The following is a 24,560-nucleotide window of genomic DNA, read 5'->3' on the forward strand; positions in this document are numbered from 1 at the left end:
TAACTCGTAGGGGCAGGTTAGGTAGGGTGGGGCGGAGGCTGGTGGGCGGCTAGTCGCGCCAGGTGGGGTCGCAGTGGCAGGTTTCGGGGGTCCACCACTCAGCGATGAGGTCGAGGGTTGCATCCCCGTAGGGGTTGATACCGCGACCAACGGCTAGGGTGTGGCCGAGCACGGCATGCAGGCACTTGACGCGGGTGGGCATACCACCGGCTGAAACACCCTCAATTTCGGGTACTTCTTCTAGACCGGCTTTGACGCGAATGCGTTCGCGCTCTGCCAGGTAGTTCTCGTGGGCGCCCCGGTAGGCGGTTGCCTTGCCCTCGTCGTCGGTGACCTCATCGGTCATCTCGTACATGGCGCCTTCTGCTTCAAGGCGGGAAGCTGCGGCGGTGATGACGGGGTGGGCCAGGTAGAAGGTGGTGGGGAAGGGTGAGCCGTTGGCCAGGCGCGGGGCGGTGGCGGCTACCAGGGGGTTGCCACAGACGCAGCGAGCCGGGATTTCGACAACATCGCGCACGGTACGCCCTAGCTGGGCTGAGAGCACTTTCAGATCTAGCTCGGTGGGGGTGAGGGTTTCGGCGGTGACGCCGAAACCCTGGGGCTGGTGCTCGGTGCTTGCGGGTGTAGTCATGGTGTCCTTAGAGGGTGGTGCTGGTTTTTCTAGTCTACCGGCGCTAGCGGGTGGTGGCGGTAGCGGTGGGCTCTGCACTCGGGGGAGCTGAGGTGCTGGTGTTCGGGCTGCTTGAGCTCTCAGGGGCGGGGCTGCTGGCGGAGGTGTCTTCAGCAGCTAGTTGCAGAGAGCCCCAAAGTTTGGTGGTCCAGGAGTCTTCGGGGGCGGTTTTAGCCGATGCGCTGGTGTCATCCGCTAGTTCGCTGGTGGAGTCCAATCCCACGACCAGGTAGGGGGTCTCCCCCGGCTGTACGTAGAAGAGACGGCTTTTAGCCTGTTGTTTGACGTAGTTGTCGTCCTGCCACCAGCTGACCTGGGCGTTTAGTGAGTCCTGCTCGGCTTGCAGGGCAGCGATGCTGGCTTTGGCGTCGTTGATTTCGTTGTTCTGACGGATAAAGGAGGTCAGGGGGTTATAGACCGACAGAGCAATGATCACCAGCACGATGGCAAAGGTGATGAAGTGCCCGCTAAAGGAGTGGGCGGCTACCGGGGTAGCCAGCTCCTGTGCGGAGGTTTCTGCGGTAGTCTCAGTCCGCAGGGGCTTAGCTGCCCGGGCACGGCGGGGTTTGGCCTGCTTCTCCCGAGAGGGGGCGGACGCCGGCTTGCCCAGGCCGAATCCGAAAAAGGCTGCGATGGGGTTGGGTTTCTTACCCGGTGTGCGTGCCATAATGTGCTGTTCCTGCCCTCTCGTCCGTGATTTTCCTATTTTACCGTCTGAACTGGGCACCCGCTGAACGGTTCCACCCTCGTCCTTAAAGGGCAGTGCCCCGGCCAGGGGCAACCTGGCCGGGGCACGGGCGTCCTTACTCTCTTACCTTTAGAGAGGGGCAGACTACTTTGCGAAGCGGGGGAAAGCACCCTTGCCTGCGTAAACAGCCTGATCGCCGAGTTCTTCTTCGATGCGCAGCAGCTGGTTGTACTTAGCGACGCGCTCGGAGCGGGCGGGAGCACCGGTCTTGATCTGGCCAGCGTTGGTAGCAACAGCCAGGTCAGCGATGGTGACGTCCTCGGTCTCACCTGAACGGTGTGAAACCATGCAACGGTACTCGTTGCGCTGAGCCATGCTCATAGCGTCGAAGGTCTCGGTCAGTGAACCAATCTGGTTGACCTTAACCAGCAGGGCGTTAGCAGCGCCACCCTCGATGCCCTGAGCCAGACGCTCGGGGTTGGTCACGAAGAGGTCGTCGCCAACGATCTGAACCTTGTCACCAATTTCAGCGGTGAGGGTCTTGTAGCCGTCCCAGTCGTTCTCGTCCAGGGGGTCCTCGATGGAAACGAGGGGGTACTTAGCAACCAGGTCAGCGTAGTAGGCAGACATTTCAGCTGCGGACTTCTTCTGGCCTTCGAAGTCGTAGGCACCGTCGTTGTAGAACTCGGAAGAAGCGACGTCCAGAGCCAGGGCGATTTCTTCACCGGGCTTGTAGCCGGCCTTCTCGATAGCCTCGATGATCAGGTCAAGAGCTGCAGCGTTGGAGTCGAGGTTGGGAGCGAAGCCACCCTCATCGCCCAGACCGGTGGACAGGCCACGGTCGTGCAGAACACCCTTGAGCGCGTGGTACACCTCAACGCCAGCCTGCAGGGCAGCGGAGAAGGTGTCGAAGCCGATGGGGGCAATCATGAATTCCTGGATATCAACGTTGGAGTCAGCGTGTGAACCACCGTTGAGGATGTTCATCATGGGAACGGGCAGAACGTGAGCGTTGGGGCCGCCCAGGTACTTGTAGAGGGGCAGGTCTGAAGACTCGGCTGCTGCCTTAGCAACGGCCATGGAAACGCCGAGGATAGCGTTTGCGCCGAGCTTGCCCTTGTTGTTGGTGCCGTCCAGGGCGATCATGGCTGCGTCAACAGCGCGCTGGTCGGTTGCGTCGATGCCGATAACCTCTTCAGCGATTTCTTCAATCACTGCAGAGACAGCGCCGAGAACGCCCTTGCCCAGGTAAACAGCCTTGTCGCCGTCGCGGCGCTCTACGGCTTCCCACTCACCGGTGGATGCGCCTGAGGGAACTGCTGCACGGCCAAAAGCGCCGTCTTCGAGCAGAACCTCAACCTCAACGGTGGGGTTGCCGCGTGAGTCAAGAATCTGACGAGCGTGAACTGCGGTAATCAAAGCCATGAAAATGCTCCTTGAAGGATGAGAAATGAAAATGGCTATATAGCGCTACAGCCGGTTGCTGATCGGGTATTTTAGCCCGTGCGCGTTTATACCCCCAGTCTACCAAAAAACCCACATAAGCACACAGGAATTCAACATTTCCAACGGTTTTCTTCAGCACTTCTGAGGTTTTGTGGGATTCTGACCAACGGGTCACAACTACCTTATGGCGGTGCTGGTGGGGTGGCGGTGCTCTGGCAGGCCGCTGGCGGGATGTAGCGAGTGGAATCCGCCGTTAGGCGGGGCGTGAATCATGACGAGTCGCCAGGCGAGGAATGAGAGGGTCGGCGGGCAGAAGAGCACCGCTACCCCACCGCGTCAGTCGCGAATCAGCCCTTGCACATACGTCCGCAGGGCCCGTTCCGCATCAAGCCCGGCGGTGCGGGTAGAGGCTGCCAGCTCGTAGAGGTAGGCGCCTAGCTCCTGCTCGTTAGCGAAGGCTGGGAGCTGCCCACCGGAGCCCGCACCTGTAAGGTCAGCCCCGGAGATCTCGGCTCTCTCCGCGACCTTGGCGGCGAGGGCGAGCGCGGGCAGGGCCGGCGGGAGACCATCGAAGGGGCCGGTGCGTTCGGGTTTTTCGGCTTTTTTGAGCTGGTCCCAGGTCTCAAAGATATCGGCAGCGCTGAGCTTTTCGCTGCCTTGGCCGGTGGCAGCGAAGACATGTGGGTTGCGACGCACCAGTTTGGCGGCGAGCCCATTGATGACGTCCTGCATGGTGAAGCCGCTCTGCGCGGCGGGGGTTTCGGCAGCCATGATGGCGTGGAAGATGACGTTGAGCAGCACATCCCCCAGTTCTTCGCGCAGCAGAGGCAGGTTGACTCCGCCGGGGGCTTCAACGGCTTCGGCAACCTCGTAAGTTTCTTCGATGAGGTAGTGCATGATGGACGCGTGGGTTTGGACGGACGTCCAGGCACAGCCGTCGGGGCTGCGGAGGGTCTGCATGAGCCCCATCAAGTGCTCGAAGCTACCCCCGAGGTCACCGGGTTCTGGTGCTGGGGCGGAGTGCTCTTGTCTGGGCCGGGTCATGCGCCGCGCTGCTCATCCTGGTCGGTGTCTGCCCGCCCCTGTTCTTCGAGGGTCAGCTGCCCGTAGGCGCTCTGGATGCTGGTGAGCAGGGCCTGTTTTTCGTCGAAGGAGCAGAAGGCTCCGTTGATGGCGTTGTAGGTGACCTCAAAGAATTCGGGTAGTCCAAAGCCCTGGTGGGTGGCGAGTTCGGCGAATTCCCGGGTCATGCTGGTGGCGCTCATTAGGCGATTATCGGGGTTGATGGTAACCGCGAACCCGGCCTGTAGAAGCAGGGCCGCCGGGTGCTCTTCGTGACTGAGGGCCGGTTCAAAGTCTTTTTTCTGCCCCACATTGCTGGCTTTTTCGGCTGCGTCGGTCTGCAGGTTGGAGCATGGGCAGGTTTCAAGCACGATACGGCGGTTTTTGACGGCTTCGGCGACCTCGCCCAGCTGCAGGACGGTCTGACTGGGGTCCGCCCCGGGCATCAGGGAGCCGTCGGGATCGATCTCTGCCAGGGTGCGGGCTGTGATGTCTTCGGTGATACGGACGCCGTGGCCCAGTCGCAGGGCCCGGCCGGCGACCAGGGCTTCGCGGATAGAGGCCAGACCGAAGGCCTCACCGGCGTGGAGGGTGACGGGCAGGAAGTGCTCGGCGGCAAGGTTCAGGGCTTCGGCGTGGGCCGAGGTGGGGTGGCCATCCTCGGGTCCGGCTAGGTCGAAGCCAACCACACCCAGGGCCCGGTAGGCCAGGGCGGTTTTAACGACCTCCAGGGAGTTGTTGTGGTGGCGCATGGCGCACAGGATCTGGTTGACCAGGATGCGTCCGCCGGCCCGAGCTACCTGCTCCATGCCGTCCATGAGCCCGTCAGCGACCGCTTCAACGGCCTGGGCCATGGTCAGCCCGCCGCGCTGGTGCAGTTCGGGAGCCCAGCGTACCTCGCCGTAGATGACGCCGTCGGCAGCCAGAGTCAGCACGTGCTCACGGGCGACCCGGCGCAGGTTATCTGCGGTTTGCATGACGGCCACGGTGTACTCAAAGGTTTCGAGGTAGCGGGCCAGGGAGCGGGAGTCCGCTGCTTGCTTGAACCACTCCCCCAGCTCCTGCGGGTCGGTTGTGGGCAGGGTGTGGCCCACCTGGTCAGCTAGCTCGATGAGGGTCTCGGGCAGCAGGCCACCATCGAGGTGGTCGTGCAGGCAAACTTTGGGGAGTTTCTGGAGCCAGGTCAGAGTGGGCGTGGGTGCGGTCATGCGGGGAAGGTTCTTTCGTAGTGGCCCGCCCCGAAAAGGTCGGGGCTCTTTCGGGGCGGGTGCGTCAGATGAGGGGTGAGTGGGCCTAGAAGGTCCAGGAGGCCAGGGCCTCGCTCATGTGAGCCGGGATGTTCTCGCCGGTGCGGGGGAACATGCGCAGCTCTTCAACGTATTGCTGAGCGGGCAGGTGCTCGGGGTAGCGCACGAAGGCTTCTTCATCGGCGTAGTCGAAGGAGGCCTCGACCGGGGTGCCGGGGGTGAAGCGGATGTTGACGGCCAGGGGTGAGCCGTGGCCTTCCTTGTAGGAGTCGGCCTTGAGCTGCAGAATCGCCAGGGTCTCTTCGGGGATTAGGTCGAAGGTGCGCACCTGCTCCCAGAAGCCGTTGCGGCGCACGTGGGTCAGGGCATCGTAGTAGGAGCCCAGGGTACGCACACGAATCAGCACGGTGGAGACATCGCGGGCGGTACCTTCTGCCCCGAACAGGGCCTCGTAGGCCGGAGCGAAGCGGGAGACCACTTCGGCTTCAGTCAGCACCAGGTTGCCGCTGGCCTTCTTGGTGGCAGAGGGCTTGGGCTGGCTGTGCTCAGCGTAAGAGGGGGCGATGTCCACGCTGGTGCTGGTCATGGGGGCGTCCAGAGTCGGGGCGGACGCGGGCAGGCTACGGGCCGAAGCCGGTGCAGCGGATGCCTGGGGCTGGTCGTCGGTCTCGAATTCGCTGTCGTCCAGGTGGGTGGGCAGCTGGTGGGCCTCGTTCTCGTCGGCTGCGGGGGCTTCTTCTGCGTTACCTGTTTCTACCGCGGGGGCTTCTTCCTGCGCAGGTTCTACAGCTGCTTCCTCAGCGGTGCCCGAGACTTCCTCAACGGGGCTTTCTACTTTCTCCGCTTCGTTCTGGTCAGCCTTCTCCTGCGCTGCCTTCTCCTGGGCCAAACGGGCTGAGATCCGGCTCATGCGGTCCTCAGCCTGGGCTGCGGTTTCCCCCTGCCCTGCGGCAACCGGGGCGGTGGCGGCGTCCTTGCCCTTCTCAACTTTAGCAACCTGCTGAGCCTGGGCAGCGCCCATGTCGAGGGCGTAGTTGAGGTTGTGGGTCTTACTGGTGGCGGTGTTCATGAAAGAAGCGTGCACAGCTGCATCGCTGCCGATAGCGGGGTTAACCACGATCAGGGCGCGGTTCCAGGCGCCGCGCTCGCTCTTTTCTTCCTCAACGTAGAGGTCGGCCACAGCCTGGAACCACTCGCTACCGGGTGTGACCAAACCAGATTCAACCTCCTGGCCACGCTGGTAGAGGGTGTACTTCATGTCGTTGGCGTTCTGGGTCAGGTTCAGGGTCACCTGACCCTCTGCCTTGGCACGCATGAGCTTCACAACCGCTTTGAGACCCTCGCCTGCGCCCAGCCGGGTAGGCGCCGACTGGGTGACGGGGGTAGGCTCAGCGGTTGCGGGGGCGGACGCCTGCTCGGCGTCGAGGCCGGTTGCCAGAACATCGCGCTGGGTAGCGTCGGTGGCGGGGGCAGGTGCCTGAGTTTTCTTGCGGCTAAATAGGCCCACGGTTCTTCTCTTTTCTTGCAGGGTCGAGGGGGGGCTTTAAGCGTTGATTCTATCCAGAATCAGGTCGGTGGGGGTGTAATCGCCTCCGATAGTCCAGGCGTCCTTGAGGGATTCCAGGGCTCGTTCAAAGCGTTCAGGGGTGTCGGTCATCAGGGTCATGAGGGGCTGACCTGCGGTGACGGCATCGCCGGGCTTGGCGTGCAGGTTAATGCCCGCTGCTAGCTGCACGTCGTCTTCTTTACGGGCTCGTCCTGCGCCCAGACGCCAGGAGGCCACGCCCACTGCCAGAGCGTCCAGGCGGGTTAGGGTGCCGCTGGCATCAGCGTAGACGGTGTGGGTCTCGCGGGCTTCGGGCAGGGCTGCATCGGGGTCACCGCCCTGGGCGGAAATCATCTCGCGCCACTTATCCATAGCGCGACCGTCCGCAAGGGCCTTGGCCGGGTCGGCGTCGATACCGGAGTTTTTGAGCATGACGCGGGCCAGTTCGACGGTCAGTTCAACGATATCGGCAGGTCCGCCACCGGCGAGAACCTCAACAGATTCAGCTACTTCATTGGCGTTGCCAACGGCCAGCCCCAGCGGGGTATCCATGTTGGTCAGCAGGGCACTGGTTTTTACACCGGCTCCCTGACCCAGCTCAACCATGACCTCTGCCAGCTCACGGGCGCGCACGGCGTCCTTCATAAAGGCACCGGAGCCGACCTTGACGTCGAGCACCAGGGAGTCGGTGCCCTCGGCAATTTTCTTGCTCATAATGGACGATGCAATGAGCGGGATTGCCTCGACAGTGGAGGTGGTGTCGCGCAGAGCATAAAGCTTCTTGTCGGCGGGGGCGAGACCCGCGCCTGCCGCTGAGATAACAGCGCCAACGGTACCGAGAATGTCGAGAGTCTTTTCATTAGAGATATTGGCCTGCCAGCCGGAGATGGCTTCGAGCTTGTCGAGGGTGCCGCCAGTATGGCCCAGGCCGCGGCCTGAGAGCTGGGGTACGGCCACGTTATAGACGGCAACCAGCGGGGCCAGGGGCAGGGTGATTTTGTCGCCGACGCCGCCGGTGGAGTGCTTATCTGCGGTGGCGAGTTTTTTACCGGGGCCGATGATGGGTGAGAAGTCCATACGTTCGCCGGAGCGGATCATGGCATCGGTCCAGCGGGCGGTTTCTTCGCGGTTCATGCCGTTGAGGAAGATAGCCATGGCCAGGGCGCTCATCTGCTCGTCGGCTACGACGCCGCGGGTGTAGGCGTCGATGACCCAGTCGATTTGATTGTTGGTGAGGGTTCCGTGGTCGCGTTTGGTGCGGATAATGTCTACGGCGTCGAAAGCTTCAGTGCTCAAGCGCTCACCTTCCCGGCAGGGTGCAGCTTCGCTCCCCTGCCCTGTTGTGTCGTGTTGTTCGGGCGTCTCTTCCAGTATGCCAGTTTGCGCCGGGGCTTGGCCTGAGCAAAGCCGTCAGTGAACGGGAAAGATAAGGACGTTAGGGGGCAGCTAGGCGGTCGGGGCCGAAGGCATCGGGCAGCATCTGCTCGATGGTGAGCACTCCACTGGTGGAGCGCAGGAGCATGCCGGGGGCGCTGTGTTCGTAGAGTAGCTGGCGGCAGCGGCCGCAAGGCATCAGGGCGTTGCCGTCCTTATCGACACAGGCGAAAGCTGCGAGCTTGCCGCCGCCGGTGCGGAAGAGCTCAGAGATCAGCGAGCATTCGGCGCAGAGAGTAATCCCGTAGGAGGCGTTTTCGATGTTAGCGCCGGTAATCAGGCGCCCGTCGGTGGTTAGGGCCGCGGCCCCCACCGCGAAGTTGGAGTAGGGCGAGTAGGAGTTCGCTAGGGCTGTGGTGGCGGCAGCGGTGAGCTGATCCCAGTCAATGTCTTGTGCAGTCATTGGTATCTTCCTTTGTTTTTCTATAGGTACGGGGATGTTGAGGCAGAGGCGGACGCCCCTTTGCCGACTAACCTTCTCGCAGGCTCGCAGAGCTCGCACGCGATTCATGTAGCCTCGCAGGCTCGGCTAATTCGCAGGGATTTCTGTTTCGCTTCGCGGAAACCCCGTACTCATCCCAGCCAGTCGGCTGCCGGGGCGTCTGCCTCCACCCTAGCCCAGCCTCAAGAACATTAAGACAGCTATGGCCGCTACCCCACATGAAGATAGCGGCCACATGGCTCAGGTGAGATGGAGCTCAAGCGCCTGAAGGGTATGCCGCCTGCCAGCGCGTGAATCGGGCCTGGCGATGAATTTCGACGAGCGCCCCGCGCGAAGAGAAAGAATGGTTGCGCGGCGGCGGCATACCCAAAAGGCGCTGCTCTCCCCTGCGTCCGTCCGGACCTACTCCTTGATGTAGGGCTTGCCCACTGCGGCGGGGCCGCGGGAGCGCCCGACCAGACCGGCTACCGCGAAGATGGTGACCAGGTAGGGCAGCATGGCGAGCAGTTCGGTGGGCACGCTGGTGCCCAGGATGGAGAGGACGAACTGTAGGTTGAGGGAGAAGCCGAAGAGGAGGGCGGCGGAGAGGGCTCCGATAGGGGTCCAGCGACCGAAGATGAGGGCGGCGAGGGCGATGTAGCCCTGACCGGCGGTCATATCGGAGTTGAAGGAGGATACGGAAACCAGGGTGAAGAAGGCTCCGCCCATACCGGCTACAGCACCTGCGAGCAGGACGTTGGTGGCACGCAGGCGGTTGACGTTAACGCCCAGGGTATCGGCCGCCTTGGGATGCTCACCGACGGCGCGGGTACGCAGGCCCCAGCGGGTCTTATTAAGGGCAAACCAGATGACGGCTACCACGATGTACATGAGGTAGACCAGTACGTTCTGGTTGAAGAGGACGGGGCCCAGAACAGGGATCTCGGAGAGGCCGGGGACGGCGAAGGCCGGCAGCTTGGGCGCGGAGTTGAGGGTGGACGCGTTGGGCTCAAGAACACGTGCGAAGAGGAAGCCGGTGAGGCCTGAGACCAGAACGTTGACCACGACACCCACGATGACCTGGTCGACCAGGTACTTGATAGAGAAGAGGGCCAGCAGGGCTGAGACGAGCATGCCACCGACCATGGCTGCGATGAGACCTGCCCAGGGGCTGCCAGTCATGGAGCCGACGATGACTGCTGAGAAGGCTCCCAGCAGGAGCTGGCCTTCGATGGCGATGTTGACGATGCCAGAACGCTCACAGAGCAGACCGCCCATGGAACCAAAGATCATGGGGATAGAGAGGGCCACTGCACCAGTGAGCAGGGAAACTAGGGAGAGTGAGGCTCGTTCGGTGGACCCGATGGCCCAAACCACCAGGCCGCTGGCAAAGGCAATCCAGAAGAGGGGCGCTACCCAGCGGCCGATAGTTTTGCCGGCGTTGGTGGTGACCAGAGCATAGCCTGCTACAGCGAGCATGGCGATGGAGGCTACCCAGCCGTAGACCTGGGGGTTGATTTGGAGGGGTTCGGCGGAGAACCAGCTGACGCCGTCCGAGATGCCCAGGCTGATGGTGCTCTTGGGGGCGCGCAGGGCAATGAGCAGGGTTCCGAGTACTGCAAGTACCCCGTAGATGATGGGGTTCTTCCAGTTTTTGACGACCAGCCTTTCATCTGAAGTGCTGGCAGTGGTTTCAGGAGTTGCGATGACGCTCATGGTTATGCCTCCACGGCCTTCTTCTTAGCTGACTTCTTTTTCTTGGGCTTGCCGGTGGGGTCAGGCAGGCGGAACAGGGATCGAACCAGCGGGGGCGCCGCGATGAAAAGAACGATCAGAGCCTGAAGAACCAGAACGATGTCGATGTCGGTTCCGGTTGAGATCTGCATGGAGACACCACCTGCACGGAAGGCACCGAAGAGCAGGGCCGCGAAGAAGGTGCCCCAGGGGGTAGAGCGTCCGAGCAGGGCTACGGTGATAGCGTCAAAGCCAAGTGAGCCTGCAACACCGGTGCTAAGAACCTTTTCGGTACCGGAAACCTGGGCGGTACCAGCAAGACCTGCGAGGGCGCCGGAGAGAGCCATCACGATGATGTACCCGGAGGCGACAGAGATACCTGCGGTGCGTGCAGCATTAGGGTTTGCACCGACCGCTCGGAGGCGGAAGCCGATAGTAGAGCGGTTCAGGATCCAGCTCACAAAGATAACTGCTAGAACAGCGACGATGAAGCCCAGATGCAAGCGGAAGGAGGGGCCAAGAATCAGAGGGAAAATCGCGTTAGCGCCGACCTGATCTGAGATGGGGTTTGCACTCCCTTCGCGCTGCAGCACGGGGGTTTTAAGCAGGTAGGTCAGGAGGTTAGCGGCGATGTAGTTCATCATGATGGACAGGATGACTTCGTGGGCGCCTGTCTTAGCCTTGAGAACGCCGATGATGCCGCCCCAAATAGCACCACCGATCAGACCACCGATGAGGACAAGGGGAATCATAAGGGGCAGGGGAAGCCCAGCATTGAGGGCTACCCAGCCGGAGACGATAGCACCGAGGATAATCTGGCCCTGGGCACCGATGTTGAAGAGACCAGCTCGGAAGGAGAGCGCGATAGCTAGACCCGCGAAAATGAGGGGGGTTGCCATGGTCAGAGTTTCGGTAATGGGTCGAATCTGCTGGGCAAAGGTTTTGCCGTTGGGGTTGTAGATAGACCCCTGGAGCAGGGCCATGTAGGCGTCAGTGGCTGCAGACCACCCGGCGCTGATGGCATCCATAGGTCGAGCAAAGAAGTAGCCTGCCGCTTTTTGGGTTGCCGGGTCGGTGAAAGCGATGAGAATGCCACCCACGATAAAGGCGGCAAGAGCTGCACCGATGGAGAGCCCAATATTCCCACCTGCGATACGAGCGAAGGTGGAGGGCTTCTCGGTAGCTACCAGCGGGGAGGGGACGTCCTGGGGCGGGGTTTTAACTACCGTATCGGCAGCGAGGGCAGGGTCTACCTGCGGGGTTGCGGGCTTATGCTCGCTCATTCTCTTCTCCTTCTGCCCAGGGGGTCTCAGTATTGGGGCCCGCCAGGTGCTTGGCGTGGGAAGTGCTGGGGGCTTCTTCTTCGTGTTCTGCGGAAGCTGCGAGGGCTTCCTCATAGGTGCTTCCTGCCATCATCTGGCCAAGAACGGAGCGCGGGGTGCTGGGCGGAACGATTCCCATGAGCTCCCCGTGGAAGAAGACGGCGATGCGGTCTGCTAGACCGTAAACTTCGTCGAGTTCGGTAGAGACGATGATGACGGGCACGCCCTTATCGCGTTCTTCGACGATGCGCTTGTGGATGAATTCGATAGAACCAACATCGACGCCGCGGGTGGGCTGGGATGCAACAAAGAGTTTTAGGGGGCGGGAGAGCTCGCGGGCAACAACGATTTTCTGCTGGTTACCGCCGGAGAGAGTGGAGGCTGCGTGTTCCTTGGAGCCCATGCGGATGTCGAACTCGGCTCCCGCCCGGTCGGCATTTTCAGAAATCTTGGTGCGGTTCAGGGTGCCTACTGAGGAGAAGTCTTTGGTGTCAAAGAGGTCGAGAATCAGGTTCTCTGAGATGGAGAAGGAGCCGACCAGACCGTCCTTGCTACGGTCTTCGGGCACGAAACCAACTCCGGAGCGCAGCACCTGCTTAGTGGTTTTCCCAAGAAGCTCATGACCGTTGAGTTTCATAGAGCCGGTGGCCTTGGGGTGCAGGCCGATGATAGATTCGGCCAGCTCGGTCTGGCCGTTACCCTGCACACCGGCAACGGCGAGAATCTCGCCGCCGTGCACGGTAAAGCTGACATCCTTGAGTAGGGGGACGCCGTTATCGGCTACTAAGGTGAGGTCTTCAACAGCAAAGGTCTGTTGGTTGGTCTGAGCCTGGGACTTTTCGACGGTTAGCTGAACGGCCTTACCCACCATGAGAGAGGCCAGCTCAGTGGTCGACATGGAGGGGTCAGCGTGGCCAACTACCTTGCCGCGGCGGATGACGGTGATGTCATCAGAAATTTCACGAACTTCGCGAAGCTTGTGGGAGATGAAGAGCAGGGACTTCCCGTCTTTGCGGAGCTGGTTCATGATGCCCAGTAGCTGGTCGGTTTCAGCGGGAGTGAGCACAGCGGTGGGTTCATCAAGGATGAGGGTCTCAGCATCACGCACCAGAGCCTTGATGATTTCAACACGCTGCTGCACACCAACGGGTAGGTTTTCAACAATAGCGTCGGGATCGACTGCAAAGCCGTAGCGGTCAGAGATTTCACGAATCTTACGGCGGGTAGTCTCAAGGTCAAGGGTTCCGCCCTTGACTGATTCTGAGCCCAAGGCCACATTTTCGGCAACGGTGAAAACGGGTACCAGCATGAAGTGCTGGTGCACCATGCCTATACCTGCCGCCATAGCATCCGATGGGCCCGAAAAATCGACCGGCTGATCATCGATGAAGAGCTGACCTTCGGTGGGCTGGTAGAGACCGAAGATAACGTTCATGAGGGTGGACTTACCCGCGCCGTTTTCACCCAGCAGGCAGTGTACTGTGCCGGGGCGGACCACAAGGTCGATGCTGTCGTTCGCGGTAAAGTCACCGAAACGTTTGGTGACCTTGCGCAATTCGAGTTTCATGGGGTGGCTTTCTGTCTGAGAACCGGACGCACACTGCGACCCCGGGGGCTGCAGAGTGAAGGAGTGCTTGTGCCTAGTTTAGCGGGTTAGTCGCTTACCCTAAAGACTGTTCGTGGCTCAGGGCTATGGGCCAGAGGCTTTTACCAGACAAACGGCTCACTCCCCTCGAGTGCAAGGGGGTGAGCCGCTGTTGGGTGACTGAAAGGAGGCTTTCAGCGCCGGGAGAGACTACTTGGGTGAAGCCTCTGATTCGATGGTGATGGTACCGGCGATGATGTCTTCCTTGATCTTGTCGAGTTCAGCCTTGGTTTCGTCTGAGACTGCTGAGTCAAAGTCGTGGAAGGGTGACAGGCCAACACCGTCATTCTCAAGGGTGCCGACGTAGGGTTCAGCGGTGAAGTTACCTTCGAAGTCAGACTTGATGGTTTCGGTGACAGCTGCGTCCATCTTCTTCATGATGGAGGTCAGGATAATGTCTGAGAAGTTGGGGTTGGTTTCAACGCCGTCTGAGTCAACCCAAACAACCGATGCGGGGTTCTCAGGGTTAGTGGCGTTATACTCCTTGACGGCTTCGAGGGTACCGGAACCTACGGGGCCTGCAACGGGCAGGATGATGTCAGCGCCCTGATCCAAGAAGGTCTGGGTGTTGGTCTTGCCCTTAGCAGCGTCTTCGAAGTCACCAGTGAAGGTACCTGACTGGCTCTCTACATTCCAACCCAGGAGTTCAACGTTGGCGTCCTTCTGCTCATTATAGTAGGCAACGCCCTGAGCAAAGCCATCCATGAAGATGGTGACGGTGGGGTACTGGGCACCACCGTAGGTTGCTACCTTACCGGTCTTGGTCTGAGCAGCTGCAAGGTAGCCTGCCTGGAAGGCAGCCTGGGCGGTATCGAAGATGATGGGACGAACATTGGGCAGGTCGATGGCGTTATCGTCAACGATTGCAAAGTGTGATTCAGGGTTTGCCTCTGCGACTTCCTTAGTGGTGTCTGACAGAGCGAAGCCAACAGTAACAGTGATGTTGCAGCCCTGCTGGATCATACCGTTAACGTTAGGAGCGTAGTCGGTATCTGATGAAGACTGTGCTTCTGCCATGTCGATGCCAAGCTCAGATACGGCGTCCTGCAGGCCCTTGTAGGAGTTCTGGTTGAAGGACTTATCCTGGAAGCCACCGAAGTCAGAAACGACGCAACCCTTGTAGTCGGCTGCTTCGCCGGAAGCTGATGATGATTCTTCGGGGGCAGCGCCGCAAGCTGACAGAAGCAGGGCTGAGATGCCCAGAATGGAACCGGTGGAAGCAACGTGCTTACGTGAGAAAGCCATGAAGGTCCTTTTCGTACGGCCCTGAAAGCTGGCGGCGCATAGTGTACGCCACCTGTGTGTGAGTGGTGCTTTCAGAGAAAATTTTGCGTAACACAACACATCTTAGTGTGATTTAGCTTCCCGTTCACCTCCGATTCACCTTAAAGAACGTGAACCGCATAACAGGCCACTGCTGTTTAATCACACCGTGGAGCGTTTGAACTAATCACACAGGGCAGGAGGCTACCCCAGGCAGCGGGGGCCAGCGTCCTACCCTCGCAAAAAATTTTCTGAAAAAACTTACTGGCCAGTAACTTGCCGGACGTTAACTGCGAGGTAGCTCCGAGCGGATAGCCCGCAGCGCGGTTGCAGCCATCACCTGCACCCCGTACTCGATGGCGCGCTCGTCCGGCGCATAGTCACCCCGGTGCAGGTCGTATGTTACTCCGCCGGGTACACGGGTGCCCAAACGAATCAGGGCGCCGGGCACTTCCTGGAGCATCCAGGCAAAGTCTTCCCCGCCCATGGACTGCTCCACCAGAACCACAGAGTCCTCCCCCAGCTCCACGCGGGAGGCCGCCTCAATCATGGCCACCTCATCTTCGGTATTGACGGACGGCGGCACTCCCCGGAAATGCTCCAGTTCAACTTCTACGTTGTAGGGGGCAGCAATCTGGTCGACCACTTCATCAAGCATGGCGCCGGCCTGCTTCCAGACATCCGCATCCAGACAGCGCATGGTACCCGCCAAAAAAGCGGTAGACGGAATAGCATTGGGAGCCACCCCCGCCTCAATCTGCCCCCAGGCAACCAGCACGCCGGAGCGCACGTCCGTCTTGCGAGAAAGCACCGCCGGCACGTTAATAGCAATTTGAGAGAGCGCGTAAATAACGTCTTCGGTCAGGTGGGGGCGGGAGGTGTGCCCACCGCGGCCTTTGAGAGTGATTTTGATGGTATCGGAGGCACTGGTAATAGCACCGATGCGGGTTCCAATTTTACCCACGTCAACCTTGGGTTCGCAGTGCAGGGCAAAGGCGCGGGGCACCCCCTCAAGGATACCCTGGGCAATGACGTCCACCGCCCCGCCGGGCAACTGCTCTTCAGCGGGCTGGAAGATAATGCGGATGGTGCCGCCCAGTGGAGTTTCGCTATGTAGCCGGTGCAGGGCAATAGCTACGCCCAGCATGACGGTCTGGTGAATATCGTGGCCGCAGGCGTGCATGACGCCATCGACCTGCGATGCGTAGGGCAGGTCGGTTTCCTCCTGAATCGGCAGGGCATCAATATCGGCTCGTAGGGCTGCAGCCATCGAGCCAGAACCTACATCCACATAACAGCCGGTACCTTTCAAGTGTTTGGGGGCCAGCCCCGCTTCGGTGAGGGTACGAAAAATACGCTCGGTCGTCTTGTTCTCTAAGTAGGAAAGCTCAGGGTTCTGGTGGACGTCCCTGCGGAACTTAATGAGTTCAGGCAGGAGAGAGCGAATGCGCTGGGCAAAGATAGGGGTGCCCAGGTTCAGGGTGTGCGCGGCTGCGGTTGAGGACGTCATGTATATAGAGTAGCCCCTCGCACAAAAAAGTCGCGCTCCACAGCGGACGTGGAACGCGACTTTCTGCCGGCCTTTAGAGGGAGCGGGCTAGGATAGCCTGCTTAACCTCGGCAATTGCCTTGGTAATTTCAATACCGCGAGGGCAGGCCTCGGTGCAGTTGAAGGTGGTGCGGCAACGCCAGACGCCTTCCTTATCGTTGAGAATCTCAAGACGCATATCGCCAGCATCATCGCGAGAGTCGAAGATGAAGCGGTGGGCATTAACGATAGCTGCCGGGCCAAAGTACTGGCCGTCAGTCCAGAAGACGGGGCAGGACGAGGTACACGCAGCGCAAAGGATACACTTGGTGGTGTCGTCAAAGCGGGCGCGGTCCTCCTGGGACTGGTAGCGCTCGCGCTCCGGCTCGTGGGTATCGTTGACTAAGAAGGGCATAATCTCACGGTAGGCCTGGAAGAAGGGTTCCATATCTACGATAAGGTCCTTCTCGCAGGGCAGACCCTTGATGGGCTCAACGGTAATCGGCTTGGACAGATCAAGATCCTTGAGCAGGGTCTTGCAGGCCAGACGGTTACGGCCGTTGATGCGCATAGCATCGGAGCCGCAGATGCCGTGGGCACAGGAGCGACGGAAGGACAGCGAGCCATCGATCTCCCACTTGATCTTGTGCAGGGCATCGAGCACACGGTCAGTGCCATACATGGTCAGCTTGAATTCGTCCCAGTGGGCCTCTGCTGACTCTTCGGGGTTGTAACGGCGAACCTGCACAGTCACGTCGAAGGTGGGAATAGCACCCGCTTCGCCTGACTCAGACTTCAGCTCAACCTTGGATTCGGGTTCACGTGCTTCAAAATCAGCCATTTTAGTACTTACGCTCCATCGGTTCGTAGCGGGTGAAGGTCACGGGCTTGGTATCAAAACGCAGACCCTTGATACCCTCCATCTCGGCGTTCTCATCGAGGTAAACCATTGAGTGCTTCATGAAGTTGGCGTCGTCGCGGTCGGGGTAGTCCTCGCGGAAGTGACCGCCGCGGGACTCCTTGCGGTGCAGGGCAGCCACAGACATAACCTTGGCCAGTTCTAGCAGGAAGCCCAGCTCGACCGCTTCAAGCAGGTCGAGGTTGAAGCGCTTGCCCTTGTCCTGAATTTGGATGTTCTTGTAGCGCTCTTCAAGCTCAACAATCTTGTTGACGGCGTTGTGGATGGTTGCCTCGGTGCGGAACACCTGCATGTCGGCGTCCATGACGTCCTGCAGTTCTTTACGCAGCTGGCCTACCTTTTCGGTGCCTTCGCCCTTGCGGATCTGGTTGAGCAGTTCCAGGGTGGCATCGGCGGCATCGTCGGGGACGGGCAGGAAATCAGCTGAGGCTGCGTATTCTGCCGCGTAGATACCGGCGCGCTTACCGAAGACGTTGATGTCGAGCAGGGAGTTGGTGCCCAGGCGGTTGGAGCCGTGGACCGATACACAGGCGACCTCACCGGCAGCGTAAAGGCCGGGGATGATGTCCTCAGAGTTGGAGTGGACCTCTGCCTTGATGTTGGTGGGAATACCGCCCATGGCGTAGTGGGCGGTGGGGAAGACCGGGACGGGCTCGGTGTAGGGTTCAACGCCTAGGTAGGTACGAGCGAACTCGGTAATATCCGGGAGCTTCTCGTCGATATGGGAGGGCTCAAGGTGAGTCAGATCCAGCAGGACGTAGTCCTTGTTGGGGCCGCAACCTCGGCCCTCACGTACCTCGTTCGCCATGGAACGGGCCACAATATCGCGGGGAGCCAGGTCCTTAATGGTGGGGGCGTAGCGCTCCATGAAGCGTTCGCCGTCGGAGTTACGCAGAATGCCGCCTTCACCGCGGGCGGCCTCAGAGACCAGAATGCCCAGACCAGCAAGACCGGTGGGGTGGAACTGCACGAACTCCATGTCTTCCAGGGGAATACCGTTGCGCAGGGCAATGGCCATACCGTCACCGGTCAGGGTGTGGGCGTTGGAGGTGGTCTTGAAGATCTTGCCACAGCCACCGGAGGCGAAAATAACGCTCTTGGCCTGGAAGACGTGGACGTCGCCGGTGGCCAGGTCGTAGGAGACTACGCCAGCGGGGCGGCGGACGCCGTCCTCGTCCTCAACCATGACCAAGTCAAGGACGTAGTATTCGTTGTAGAACTCTACATTGTGCTTGACGCAGTTCTGGTAGAGGGTCTGCAGAATCATGTGGCCGGTGCGGTCTGCCGCGTAGCAGGCGCGGCGTACAGGAGCCTTACCGTGGTCGCGGGTATGGCCACCGAAACGGCGCTGGTCAATACGGCCCTCAGGAGTACGGTTGAAGGGAAGGCCCATCTTTTCCAGGTCAAGAACCGCGTCAATGGCTTCCTTGGCCATGACCTCAGCTGAGTCCTGGTCTACCAGGTAGTCGCCACCCTTGATGGTGTCAAAGGTATGCCACTCCCAGTTATCCTCTTCAACGTTAGCCAGAGCCGCACACATGCCGCCCTGGGCAGCACCGGTGTGGGAGCGGGTGGGGTAGAGCTTGGTGAGCACAGCGGTGCGGACGCGCTGGCCAGCTTCGATAGCGGCTCGCATGCCTGCGCCGCCTGCGCCGATGATAACGACGTCGTACTTATGTACCTGCATTGTGTGAATGCTTCTTTCTACAATCTAGAGAGCCAATGGCTTACGGAGCGGTGCAGAAGGAGGGCAGAAGGTCTGCGGATGCACCGGCGGGGCAGGGGTCAAAGGTGAAGATGACCAGGGTGCCCAGCAGAATCACGAAAGCGGTGGCTAGGAAGAGGGCTACTTTCAGGGCAAAGCGCACGCCGTCCTTTTCCGCGTAATCATCGATGATGACGCGGATACCGTTAGCGCCGTGGAGCATAGCCAGCCACAGGAGCAGAAGGTCCCAGACCTGCCAGAAGGGGTTAGCCAGCTTACCGCCGACAAAACCGAAGTCAATGCGGTGTACGCCTTCGCCCATCATGAGGTTGACGAAGAGGTGACCGAAAATCAGGATGACCAGCAGAACACCGGAGACACGCATGTAGAGCCAAGCGAACATCTCGAAGTTATTGCGCTTAGACGAGGCTCGGTTGTATTTGACACCCGAGACGGTGTTGTCGCGGCTACGGGGAACCGAAATCTTGGTTTTCAGAGGAGTTGCCATGTCTTAGTGACCCCCAAAGACGAGCATGAGATGACGGACGAGGAAGGGAACCATGACGACGGCCCAGAGCACCAGGACGCCCCAGAGCATAGCCTTCTGGTTCTTGGCGCCGTTCTTCCAGAAGTCCACCAGGATAATGCGGATACCGTTAAAGGCGTGGTAGACAATAGCTGCTACCAAAACAGCTTCACCCAGACCCATGATGGGGTTCTTGTAGATGTGCATGACGGCGTTGTAGGCCTCGGGAGAGACGCGGACAACGGCGGTATCAAGCACGTGAACCAGTAGGAAGAAGAAAATGGCGATACCGGTAATGCGGTGGGCAACCCACGACCACATACCTTCACGGCCGCGGTACAGCGTGCCCTTGGATGTATTCGGCACTGAATAACCTCCTGTGTGATGCGAAGCGACACACCGATAGATTGAGCCCATCTGTGCGCCCACGCAACATACGTATTGTGTGTTCTACTCAACAGCAAGATTAGCAGGTTTTAGGGCTACTTACTTACACCGTGTCACCATCTCCTGACCCCGCATTTCCGGGAAATAGGCAAGGTTTTAATGCCCTTAAGCCAGCTATCGGCGTTATCATGCGGAAGCCGCCGTGAAGTTTTCTGTCAAAAGTGACCGGCGCCGTACAGTTTAAGGAAAAGATTTCATCATTATGACTTCAATTCTGGGTACACTGTAGAAACAATGAGAACACCACTTGAACGGTTCTACCCCCTCATTCCGGCCGGCGGCGTAGGGTCCCGCCTATGGCCCCTCTCTCGCGCCGTAGAACCTAAATTTCTGCTTGACCTGACCGGGACAGGTTCATCCCTCCTCCGTGCTACCTACGATCGCTTGGTTGATCTTGCAGCTGACGGCGTCCTTGTCGTCACCGGGCAGGCTCACGCCAACGCCGTCACCCAGCAGCTCTCCGAGTTGCGCGGGTCTGACCTGGTACTCGAACCTTCACCTCGTGACTCTGCGGCGGCCATCGGCCTTGCCTGCGCTATTCTGCACGAACGCGATCCTGAGGCTATTATCGGTTCCTTCGCCGCTGACCACATCATCAGCCCCGTCGAGGAATTCCAGGCTGTAGTGCGCGAAGCTGTGCATGCAGCTGCCTCAGGCAAAATCGTCACCATCGGCATCGAACCCACCGAGCCTTCTACAGCCTTCGGCTATATCAAGGCAACTCAGAACCTGGGCCTGGAAGACGCACCCAGCGTCATGGCTGTTGAGCAGTTCGTCGAAAAGCCCAACGAGGCCACTGCAACCGAGTACGTCGCCAGCGGTGACTACACCTGGAACGCCGGTATGTTCGTTGCCCCTGCGGCCCTTATGCTGCAGCACCTTGAAGCTAACGAACCGGAGCTCTACGCCGGCATCATGGAAATTGCCCGCGCCTGGGACACCCCCGCACGTGAAGCCTGCATCAACCGTCTTTGGGATACCCTGCCCAAGACCGCCATTGACTATGCAGTAGCCGAACCCGCTGCCGCAGCTGGCGACGTCGCCATGGTTCCCGGTCGCTTCAGCTGGGATGACGTAGGAGATTTTGACGCCGTAGCCCGCCTCAACATCGAAAAGAGCGGTGATAACCTCTTCGTGCTGGGTGATAAGTCCAGCGTCATTAGCGAAGAATCCACCGGCATCGTCGTCAACAACACCGGCCGTAAGATTTCCGTCATCGGCATTGAGGACGTTGTTATCGTTGACACCGCAGATGCCCTACTTGTTACCGTACGCGACGACGCCCAGAGCGTGAAAAACACCGTCAACACCCTGAAAGAACTGGGCCAGGACAACCTGCTCTAGCCCACCAAAGTTACATAAAGGCCCGCACCGTTTTCTCGGTTCGGGTCTTTTTTGACACTCACATTATGCAAATGATTCTCGTTTAGTTTAGACTGGTGGGCATGCAGAACACCTCACGACCTCTTTTCACCCTCATCGGCGCCACCCTTGCCCTAACCCTGGCAGGTTGCGGGGCAGCGTCCACCCCCTCCGCCACCTCCACTAGCTCCTCCGAGGCAGCCAGCGCCACCGCAACCGCGGAACGCGCAGCTATCACCGAAGCCTCCACCCCTTCAGCCCGTATCGCCCTCACCTACGACGGCGGAATCATGATTGTAGACGGCAAGACCTTTGAAGTCATCGAAACCATTAAAAAAGAAGGCTTCCTACGCTTGCAGCCCGCTGGCGACAACCGTCATCTGGTTGTAGCAGACGGCTCCTCCTACACCATGCTTGACGTGGGCGCCTGGACCCAGGCCCACGGCGACCACGACCACTACTACACCACAACCCCCGCTCTCACCTCCCTATCCTTTGCAGCAGACGGTACCGGTCACGTCATCACCGACTACGGTCGCTCAGCCATGTTCGCCGACAACACCGGCACCATTGAGATCTACTCCCCCGCCGACCTGACCGGCGCTGATCAGTACACCGCTACCAGCATCAGCACCGAAACCATTACCCTGCCCGACGCCCACCATGGCCTAGCCATCCCTCTAGAAAATAACCAGTACCTGGTATCAGTAGGCACTGAGGACGCTCGCACCGGCGCCGCCGTCATCAACGCCGACGGCTCTGTAGTCACCGAAAACCTGGACTGCCCCGGAATTCACGGCGAAGCCATCGCCGCTAATGACACCTTCACCGTCGGCTGCCAGGACGGCGCCCTAATCTATGCAGACGGTACTTTCACCAAGGTCACCAACCCCGAAGATCCCTACTCCCGCTCCGGCAACCAGGCCGGCTCAGCTGACTCAGCTATCGTCCTTGCGGATTACAAAACCGACAAAGAAGCCGAGCTCGAACGCCCCGAGCAGTTCGCCCTTATTAACACCATCACTAAGGAGCGCACCAAGATTGCCCTGCCCGACGGCGTCTCCTACACCTTCCGCTCGCTAGCCCGCGGCCCCGAAGGCTCCCACCTGCTGCTGACCACCGACGGTAAATTGCGCTTCTGGGCTGAGGACGGCACCGAGCTGGGATCCGTTGACATCATGGATTCCTGGACTGAGTCCGAGGTTTGGCAGAACCCCCGCCCCGCCATCTGGGTTGACGGTGAAACCGCCTACGTCACCGACCCGGCCACCAAGAAGCTACACGTTGTTTCTCTGGCGAAGATTGCGGACGGCACCGCCGAGGTATTTGCCAGCATCGACCTGCCCGAGGTACCTAACGAAATCAACGGCATCTCCCGCACCGCTGAACTGGTCACCACCACCGAAGTGGACTCTGACCACTAAGACACAGTTCGCCCAAAAGGCCCTGCTTCTTCGCTCTTAATGCGAAGAAGCAGGGCCTTTTGCTATAGATTTACTGTTCCCAGCTGCTGCCAGCTACCTGAGTGATAGCGGTAGACCGTCAGCTGATTTACGGTAAAACAAGCCAGGTCAGGGGGCAGAAAAGCAAAGTCGCGTAAGGACGCCGCCAGGGCAGGGGCCGGGGCATGGTTGGCTAGGGTGAGGTGCGGCTCGTAGGGAAAAGGTGACACTGACTCCCCTACCGCCTCCTGGCAGGCTGCATGAATCAGGGTGAGCCTATCTGCCCCGGCGACAACGGGGAGGTAGGTTACGGGGGTAACCGGCTCAAAGGTTGCAGCCGGGCCCAGGCCCACCTGCACGGGGCCAATGCCGGCCACCACCTGCTCAATGGAGCGCAGGGGGTCGCCGCCGGCGTCCTCGCTAATCAAAATCGTAATGTGACAGCTTTCTGCAACGGGGCCTACCAGGCCCTGGCTCACCCGCCAGCTGACCAGGCGCGCAGACACCACCGCAGGCACCTCGGCAACAATGCTGAGGTACCTGCGGTCGGGGTCTATGGTCGGTGAAGAAGCCACCAGGCTAGGTCGTCTAACTCTTAGAGGGCGGGCAGGAAGCCTACCGCGTCATACACGTTCTTCACGGTCACAGAGGCAATCTCACGGGCCTTACCGGCACCGATAGCCAGCAGACGGTCTAGCTCCGCCGGGTCGTCCATGAGTTCCAGGGCGCGCTCACGAATAGGCGACAGTTCCTCAACCACAATCTCGGCCAGGTCAACCTTGAGGTGGCCGTACATCTTGCCCTCGTATTCAGCAACGATGTCGTCAATGGCCTTGCCCGTCACAGCCGAGTAGATGGACAGCAGGTTAGAAACACCGGGCTTGTTCTCGCGGTCATAGGTAATCTCGCTACCGGCGTCGGTAACTGCGCCCTTAATCTTCTTGGCGGTCTTCTTGGGGTCATCAAGCAACCAGATAATGCCCTTATCGGTGGTTGCTGACTTGCTCATCTTGGAGTCCGGAGTCTGCAGATCGTAAATCTTGGCAGTCTCTTTGAGAATGACCGGCTCAGGCACCACGAAGGTGTCGCCAAAGCGGGAGTTGAAGCGCTGGGCCAGGTTGCGGGTCAGCTCCAGGTGCTGGCGCTGGTCCTCACCCACCGGCACCACGTCGGCCTGGTAGAGCAGGATGTCTGCTGCCATAAGGACGGGGTAGGTGAAGAGCCCCACCGAGGCGTTATCGGTACCTTGCTTAGCTGCCTTGTCCTTGAACTGGGTCATGCGGGCAGCTTCACCGTAGCCGGTAATGCAGTTGAGCACCCAGGCCAGCTGGGCGTGCTCGGGCACATGCGACTGCACGAAGAGCGGGGTCTTCTCGGGGTCGATACCGGCTGCGATGTACTGGGCCGCGGTCTTGCGGGTGCGCTCCAGCAGAACCGCAGGGTCCTGGGGCACGGTAATCGAGTGCATATCGGGAATAAAGTAGAGGCACTCGTGGTCTTTCTGCAGGTCAACCCAGTTATTGACCGCACCAATGTAATTACCCAGGTGCATGGAATCCGCGGACGGCTGGGCGCCCGAGAAAGCACGCGGCGCACCGGTTGCCGCGTTGGGAATCTTAGCCTTGATGTTTTCTTCGGGGGTGGTCTGCTGTGACTTGCTCACGGGGCGTCCTTCGCTGTGTTTAGGCCCCTTCACGGGCCAGTTCCATACCGTTCTTAGCGGTGAAGTTAATGGTGTCGATAGCGCGATCAATCATGTCGCGGGAGTTTTCGTCGTTGACCTCAAGCTGCTCGGCAATCACCTTTGACTGCACCAGGCAAATCTGGAAAGAGTGGGCGAGCTTCTCGGTGTGCACATCAGACTCGTACTCGGCGCGCTTCACAGCGTGCTCCTCGTAGGCCTTGCGCTGGGCAACCAGGGTACGGTTGACGTTCACCAGGAGATAGGCTGCGATACCCAGCCAGGCTGCGATAATACCGGCCAGAATCCAACCCAGCACCGACTCTTCGCGGGCTGACTGGACGATGGCCCAGGCCAGCAGGGCAACGAGAATTGCCATGCCGATGCCCGCCCCCATGAGGACGACCTTAGTGTTCTGCTCTTGTGCTGTTTTTTCTGAACCGTTCGACTGCATGACCTCTATTATGTCAAA

22 protein-coding genes are annotated in these 24,560 nt (G+C 59.9%); 2 read left to right on the forward strand and 20 right to left on the reverse strand.

The genetic code is table 11. The annotated features are described in order from the left end of the window. Positions 1–49: 49 nt before the first annotated feature. The 17 genes from QM007_RS09140 to sdhC all read right to left on the reverse strand — a co-directional run bounded on the left by QM007_RS09140 (position 50) and on the right by sdhC (position 19,522). Complete coding sequence (locus QM007_RS09140) at positions 50–631, reverse strand: DUF501 domain-containing protein (protein ID WP_283489675.1); 582 nt, start codon at positions 629–631, stop codon at positions 50–52. 43 nt (positions 632–674) lie between these two features. Continuing rightward, the gene (locus tag QM007_RS09145; protein ID WP_283489676.1) at positions 675–1,337 is read right to left on the reverse strand and encodes an FtsB family cell division protein; all 663 of its coding nucleotides are present in this window, start codon (positions 1,335–1,337) and stop codon (positions 675–677) included. Between the two features lie 165 nt (positions 1,338–1,502). Further along, complete coding sequence (gene eno / locus QM007_RS09150; RefSeq protein WP_283489677.1) at positions 1,503–2,783, reverse strand: phosphopyruvate hydratase; 1,281 nt, start codon at positions 2,781–2,783, stop codon at positions 1,503–1,505. Positions 2,784–3,140: 357 nt separating this feature from the next. Continuing rightward, the gene (locus QM007_RS09155) at positions 3,141–3,764 is read right to left on the reverse strand and encodes a MazG nucleotide pyrophosphohydrolase domain-containing protein (protein ID WP_283489678.1); all 624 of its coding nucleotides are present in this window, start codon (positions 3,762–3,764) and stop codon (positions 3,141–3,143) included. A gap of 80 nt (positions 3,765–3,844) precedes the next feature. Continuing rightward, positions 3,845–5,074, reverse strand: coding sequence for an adenosine deaminase (locus QM007_RS09160; RefSeq protein ID WP_283489679.1), 1,230 nt, complete (start codon positions 5,072–5,074; stop codon positions 3,845–3,847). 85 nt (positions 5,075–5,159) lie between these two features. Next, positions 5,160–6,620: a hypothetical protein gene (locus QM007_RS09165; protein WP_283489681.1), complete on the reverse strand. Its 1,461-nt coding sequence runs from the start codon at positions 6,618–6,620 to the stop codon at positions 5,160–5,162. Positions 6,621–6,656: 36 nt separating this feature from the next. Next, positions 6,657–7,955: a thymidine phosphorylase gene (locus QM007_RS09170; protein ID WP_283489682.1), complete on the reverse strand. Its 1,299-nt coding sequence runs from the start codon at positions 7,953–7,955 to the stop codon at positions 6,657–6,659. Between the two features lie 139 nt (positions 7,956–8,094). Continuing rightward, complete coding sequence (locus QM007_RS09175) at positions 8,095–8,496, reverse strand: cytidine deaminase (RefSeq protein ID WP_283489683.1); 402 nt, start codon at positions 8,494–8,496, stop codon at positions 8,095–8,097. A gap of 441 nt (positions 8,497–8,937) precedes the next feature. Further along, on the reverse strand, positions 8,938–10,230 hold the full coding sequence (locus tag QM007_RS09180) for an ABC transporter permease (RefSeq protein ID WP_283489684.1): 1,293 nt from the start codon (positions 10,228–10,230) through the stop codon (positions 8,938–8,940). A gap of 2 nt (positions 10,231–10,232) precedes the next feature. Further along, positions 10,233–11,531: an ABC transporter permease gene (locus QM007_RS09185; RefSeq protein ID WP_283489685.1), complete on the reverse strand. Its 1,299-nt coding sequence runs from the start codon at positions 11,529–11,531 to the stop codon at positions 10,233–10,235. Further along, entirely contained in the window at positions 11,518–13,137 is a 1,620-nt protein-coding gene (locus QM007_RS09190; protein ID WP_283489686.1) for an ABC transporter ATP-binding protein, read from the reverse strand. Before QM007_RS09190 ends, QM007_RS09185 begins: the two co-directional genes overlap by 14 nt. Before the next feature lie 228 nt (positions 13,138–13,365). Further along, positions 13,366–14,460: a BMP family lipoprotein gene (locus tag QM007_RS09195; RefSeq protein WP_283489687.1), complete on the reverse strand. Its 1,095-nt coding sequence runs from the start codon at positions 14,458–14,460 to the stop codon at positions 13,366–13,368. A 304-nt stretch (positions 14,461–14,764) separates the two neighbouring features. After that, a complete protein-coding gene (locus QM007_RS09200) occupies positions 14,765–15,988 on the reverse strand; it encodes an amidohydrolase (protein WP_283489688.1) in 1,224 nt (407 codons plus the stop codon). Positions 15,989–16,061: 73 nt separating this feature from the next. Beyond that, the gene (locus tag QM007_RS09205) at positions 16,062–16,847 is read right to left on the reverse strand and encodes a succinate dehydrogenase iron-sulfur subunit (protein ID WP_135011168.1); all 786 of its coding nucleotides are present in this window, start codon (positions 16,845–16,847) and stop codon (positions 16,062–16,064) included. Position 16,848: 1 nt separating this feature from the next. Then, entirely contained in the window at positions 16,849–18,612 is a 1,764-nt protein-coding gene (sdhA, locus tag QM007_RS09210; protein ID WP_283489689.1) for a succinate dehydrogenase flavoprotein subunit, read from the reverse strand. A gap of 40 nt (positions 18,613–18,652) precedes the next feature. Next, complete coding sequence (locus QM007_RS09215) at positions 18,653–19,138, reverse strand: succinate dehydrogenase hydrophobic membrane anchor subunit (RefSeq protein ID WP_283489690.1); 486 nt, start codon at positions 19,136–19,138, stop codon at positions 18,653–18,655. Between the two features lie 3 nt (positions 19,139–19,141). Further along, positions 19,142–19,522: a succinate dehydrogenase, cytochrome b556 subunit gene (sdhC, locus tag QM007_RS09220; protein WP_237187242.1), complete on the reverse strand. Its 381-nt coding sequence runs from the start codon at positions 19,520–19,522 to the stop codon at positions 19,142–19,144. Between the two features lie 315 nt (positions 19,523–19,837). Here sdhC and QM007_RS09225 point away from each other — a divergent pair, with 315 nt between their 5' ends. Together QM007_RS09225 and QM007_RS09230 are read left to right on the forward strand one after the other, a co-directional pair. Further along, positions 19,838–20,947 (forward strand): mannose-1-phosphate guanylyltransferase, encoded by a 1,110-nt coding sequence (locus QM007_RS09225; protein WP_283489691.1) that lies wholly within the window; start codon positions 19,838–19,840, stop codon positions 20,945–20,947. Positions 20,948–21,048: 101 nt separating this feature from the next. Then, complete coding sequence (locus QM007_RS09230) at positions 21,049–22,389, forward strand: hypothetical protein (RefSeq protein ID WP_283489692.1); 1,341 nt, start codon at positions 21,049–21,051, stop codon at positions 22,387–22,389. Positions 22,390–22,451: 62 nt separating this feature from the next. Here QM007_RS09230 and QM007_RS09235 read toward each other — a convergent pair whose 3' ends face one another. The 3 genes from QM007_RS09235 to QM007_RS09245 are packed head-to-tail and all read right to left on the reverse strand — an operon-like array spanning position 22,452 to position 24,542. Beyond that, the gene (locus QM007_RS09235) at positions 22,452–22,982 is read right to left on the reverse strand and encodes a 2'-5' RNA ligase family protein (protein WP_283489693.1); all 531 of its coding nucleotides are present in this window, start codon (positions 22,980–22,982) and stop codon (positions 22,452–22,454) included. 20 nt (positions 22,983–23,002) lie between these two features. Next, positions 23,003–24,070: a tryptophan--tRNA ligase gene (gene trpS / locus QM007_RS09240; RefSeq protein ID WP_377126000.1), complete on the reverse strand. Its 1,068-nt coding sequence runs from the start codon at positions 24,068–24,070 to the stop codon at positions 23,003–23,005. A gap of 19 nt (positions 24,071–24,089) precedes the next feature. After that, positions 24,090–24,542, reverse strand: a complete 453-nt coding sequence (locus QM007_RS09245; RefSeq protein WP_237187252.1) for a hypothetical protein — start codon at positions 24,540–24,542, stop codon at positions 24,090–24,092. Positions 24,543–24,560: the final 18 nt, after the last annotated feature.

Origin of the sequence: Rothia sp. SD9660Na, assembly GCF_030064065.1 — a bacterium.
In the GTDB taxonomy this organism is placed as follows: Bacteria; Actinomycetota; Actinomycetes; order Actinomycetales; family Micrococcaceae; genus Rothia.

What these genes read in the sequence shown, in the direction of transcription:
- QM007_RS09140 (WP_283489675.1), bottom strand. Translation starts at nt 631, where the DNA reads ATGACTACACCCGCAAGCACCGAGCACCAGCCCCAGGGTTTCGGCGTC.
- QM007_RS09145 (WP_283489676.1), bottom strand. Translation starts at nt 1,337, where the DNA reads ATGGCACGCACACCGGGTAAGAAACCCAACCCCATCGCAGCCTTTTTC.
- eno (WP_283489677.1), bottom strand. Translation starts at nt 2,783, where the DNA reads ATGGCTTTGATTACCGCAGTTCACGCTCGTCAGATTCTTGACTCACGC.
- QM007_RS09155 (WP_283489678.1), bottom strand. Translation starts at nt 3,764, where the DNA reads ATGCAGACCCTCCGCAGCCCCGACGGCTGTGCCTGGACGTCCGTCCAA.
- QM007_RS09160 (WP_283489679.1), bottom strand. Translation starts at nt 5,074, where the DNA reads ATGACCGCACCCACGCCCACTCTGACCTGGCTCCAGAAACTCCCCAAA.
- QM007_RS09175 (WP_283489683.1), bottom strand. Translation starts at nt 8,496, where the DNA reads ATGACTGCACAAGACATTGACTGGGATCAGCTCACCGCTGCCGCCACC.
- QM007_RS09180 (WP_283489684.1), bottom strand. Translation starts at nt 10,230, where the DNA reads ATGAGCGTCATCGCAACTCCTGAAACCACTGCCAGCACTTCAGATGAA.
- QM007_RS09185 (WP_283489685.1), bottom strand. Translation starts at nt 11,531, where the DNA reads ATGAGCGAGCATAAGCCCGCAACCCCGCAGGTAGACCCTGCCCTCGCT.
- QM007_RS09190 (WP_283489686.1), bottom strand. Translation starts at nt 13,137, where the DNA reads ATGAAACTCGAATTGCGCAAGGTCACCAAACGTTTCGGTGACTTTACC.
- QM007_RS09195 (WP_283489687.1), bottom strand. Translation starts at nt 14,460, where the DNA reads ATGGCTTTCTCACGTAAGCACGTTGCTTCCACCGGTTCCATTCTGGGC.
- QM007_RS09200 (WP_283489688.1), bottom strand. Translation starts at nt 15,988, where the DNA reads ATGACGTCCTCAACCGCAGCCGCGCACACCCTGAACCTGGGCACCCCT.
- QM007_RS09205 (WP_135011168.1), bottom strand. Translation starts at nt 16,847, where the DNA reads ATGGCTGATTTTGAAGCACGTGAACCCGAATCCAAGGTTGAGCTGAAG.
- sdhA (WP_283489689.1), bottom strand. Translation starts at nt 18,612, where the DNA reads ATGCAGGTACATAAGTACGACGTCGTTATCATCGGCGCAGGCGGCGCA.
- QM007_RS09215 (WP_283489690.1), bottom strand. Translation starts at nt 19,138, where the DNA reads ATGGCAACTCCTCTGAAAACCAAGATTTCGGTTCCCCGTAGCCGCGAC.
- QM007_RS09225 (WP_283489691.1), top strand. Translation starts at nt 19,838, where the DNA reads ATGAGAACACCACTTGAACGGTTCTACCCCCTCATTCCGGCCGGCGGC.
- QM007_RS09230 (WP_283489692.1), top strand. Translation starts at nt 21,049, where the DNA reads ATGCAGAACACCTCACGACCTCTTTTCACCCTCATCGGCGCCACCCTT.
- QM007_RS09245 (WP_237187252.1), bottom strand. Translation starts at nt 24,542, where the DNA reads ATGCAGTCGAACGGTTCAGAAAAAACAGCACAAGAGCAGAACACTAAG.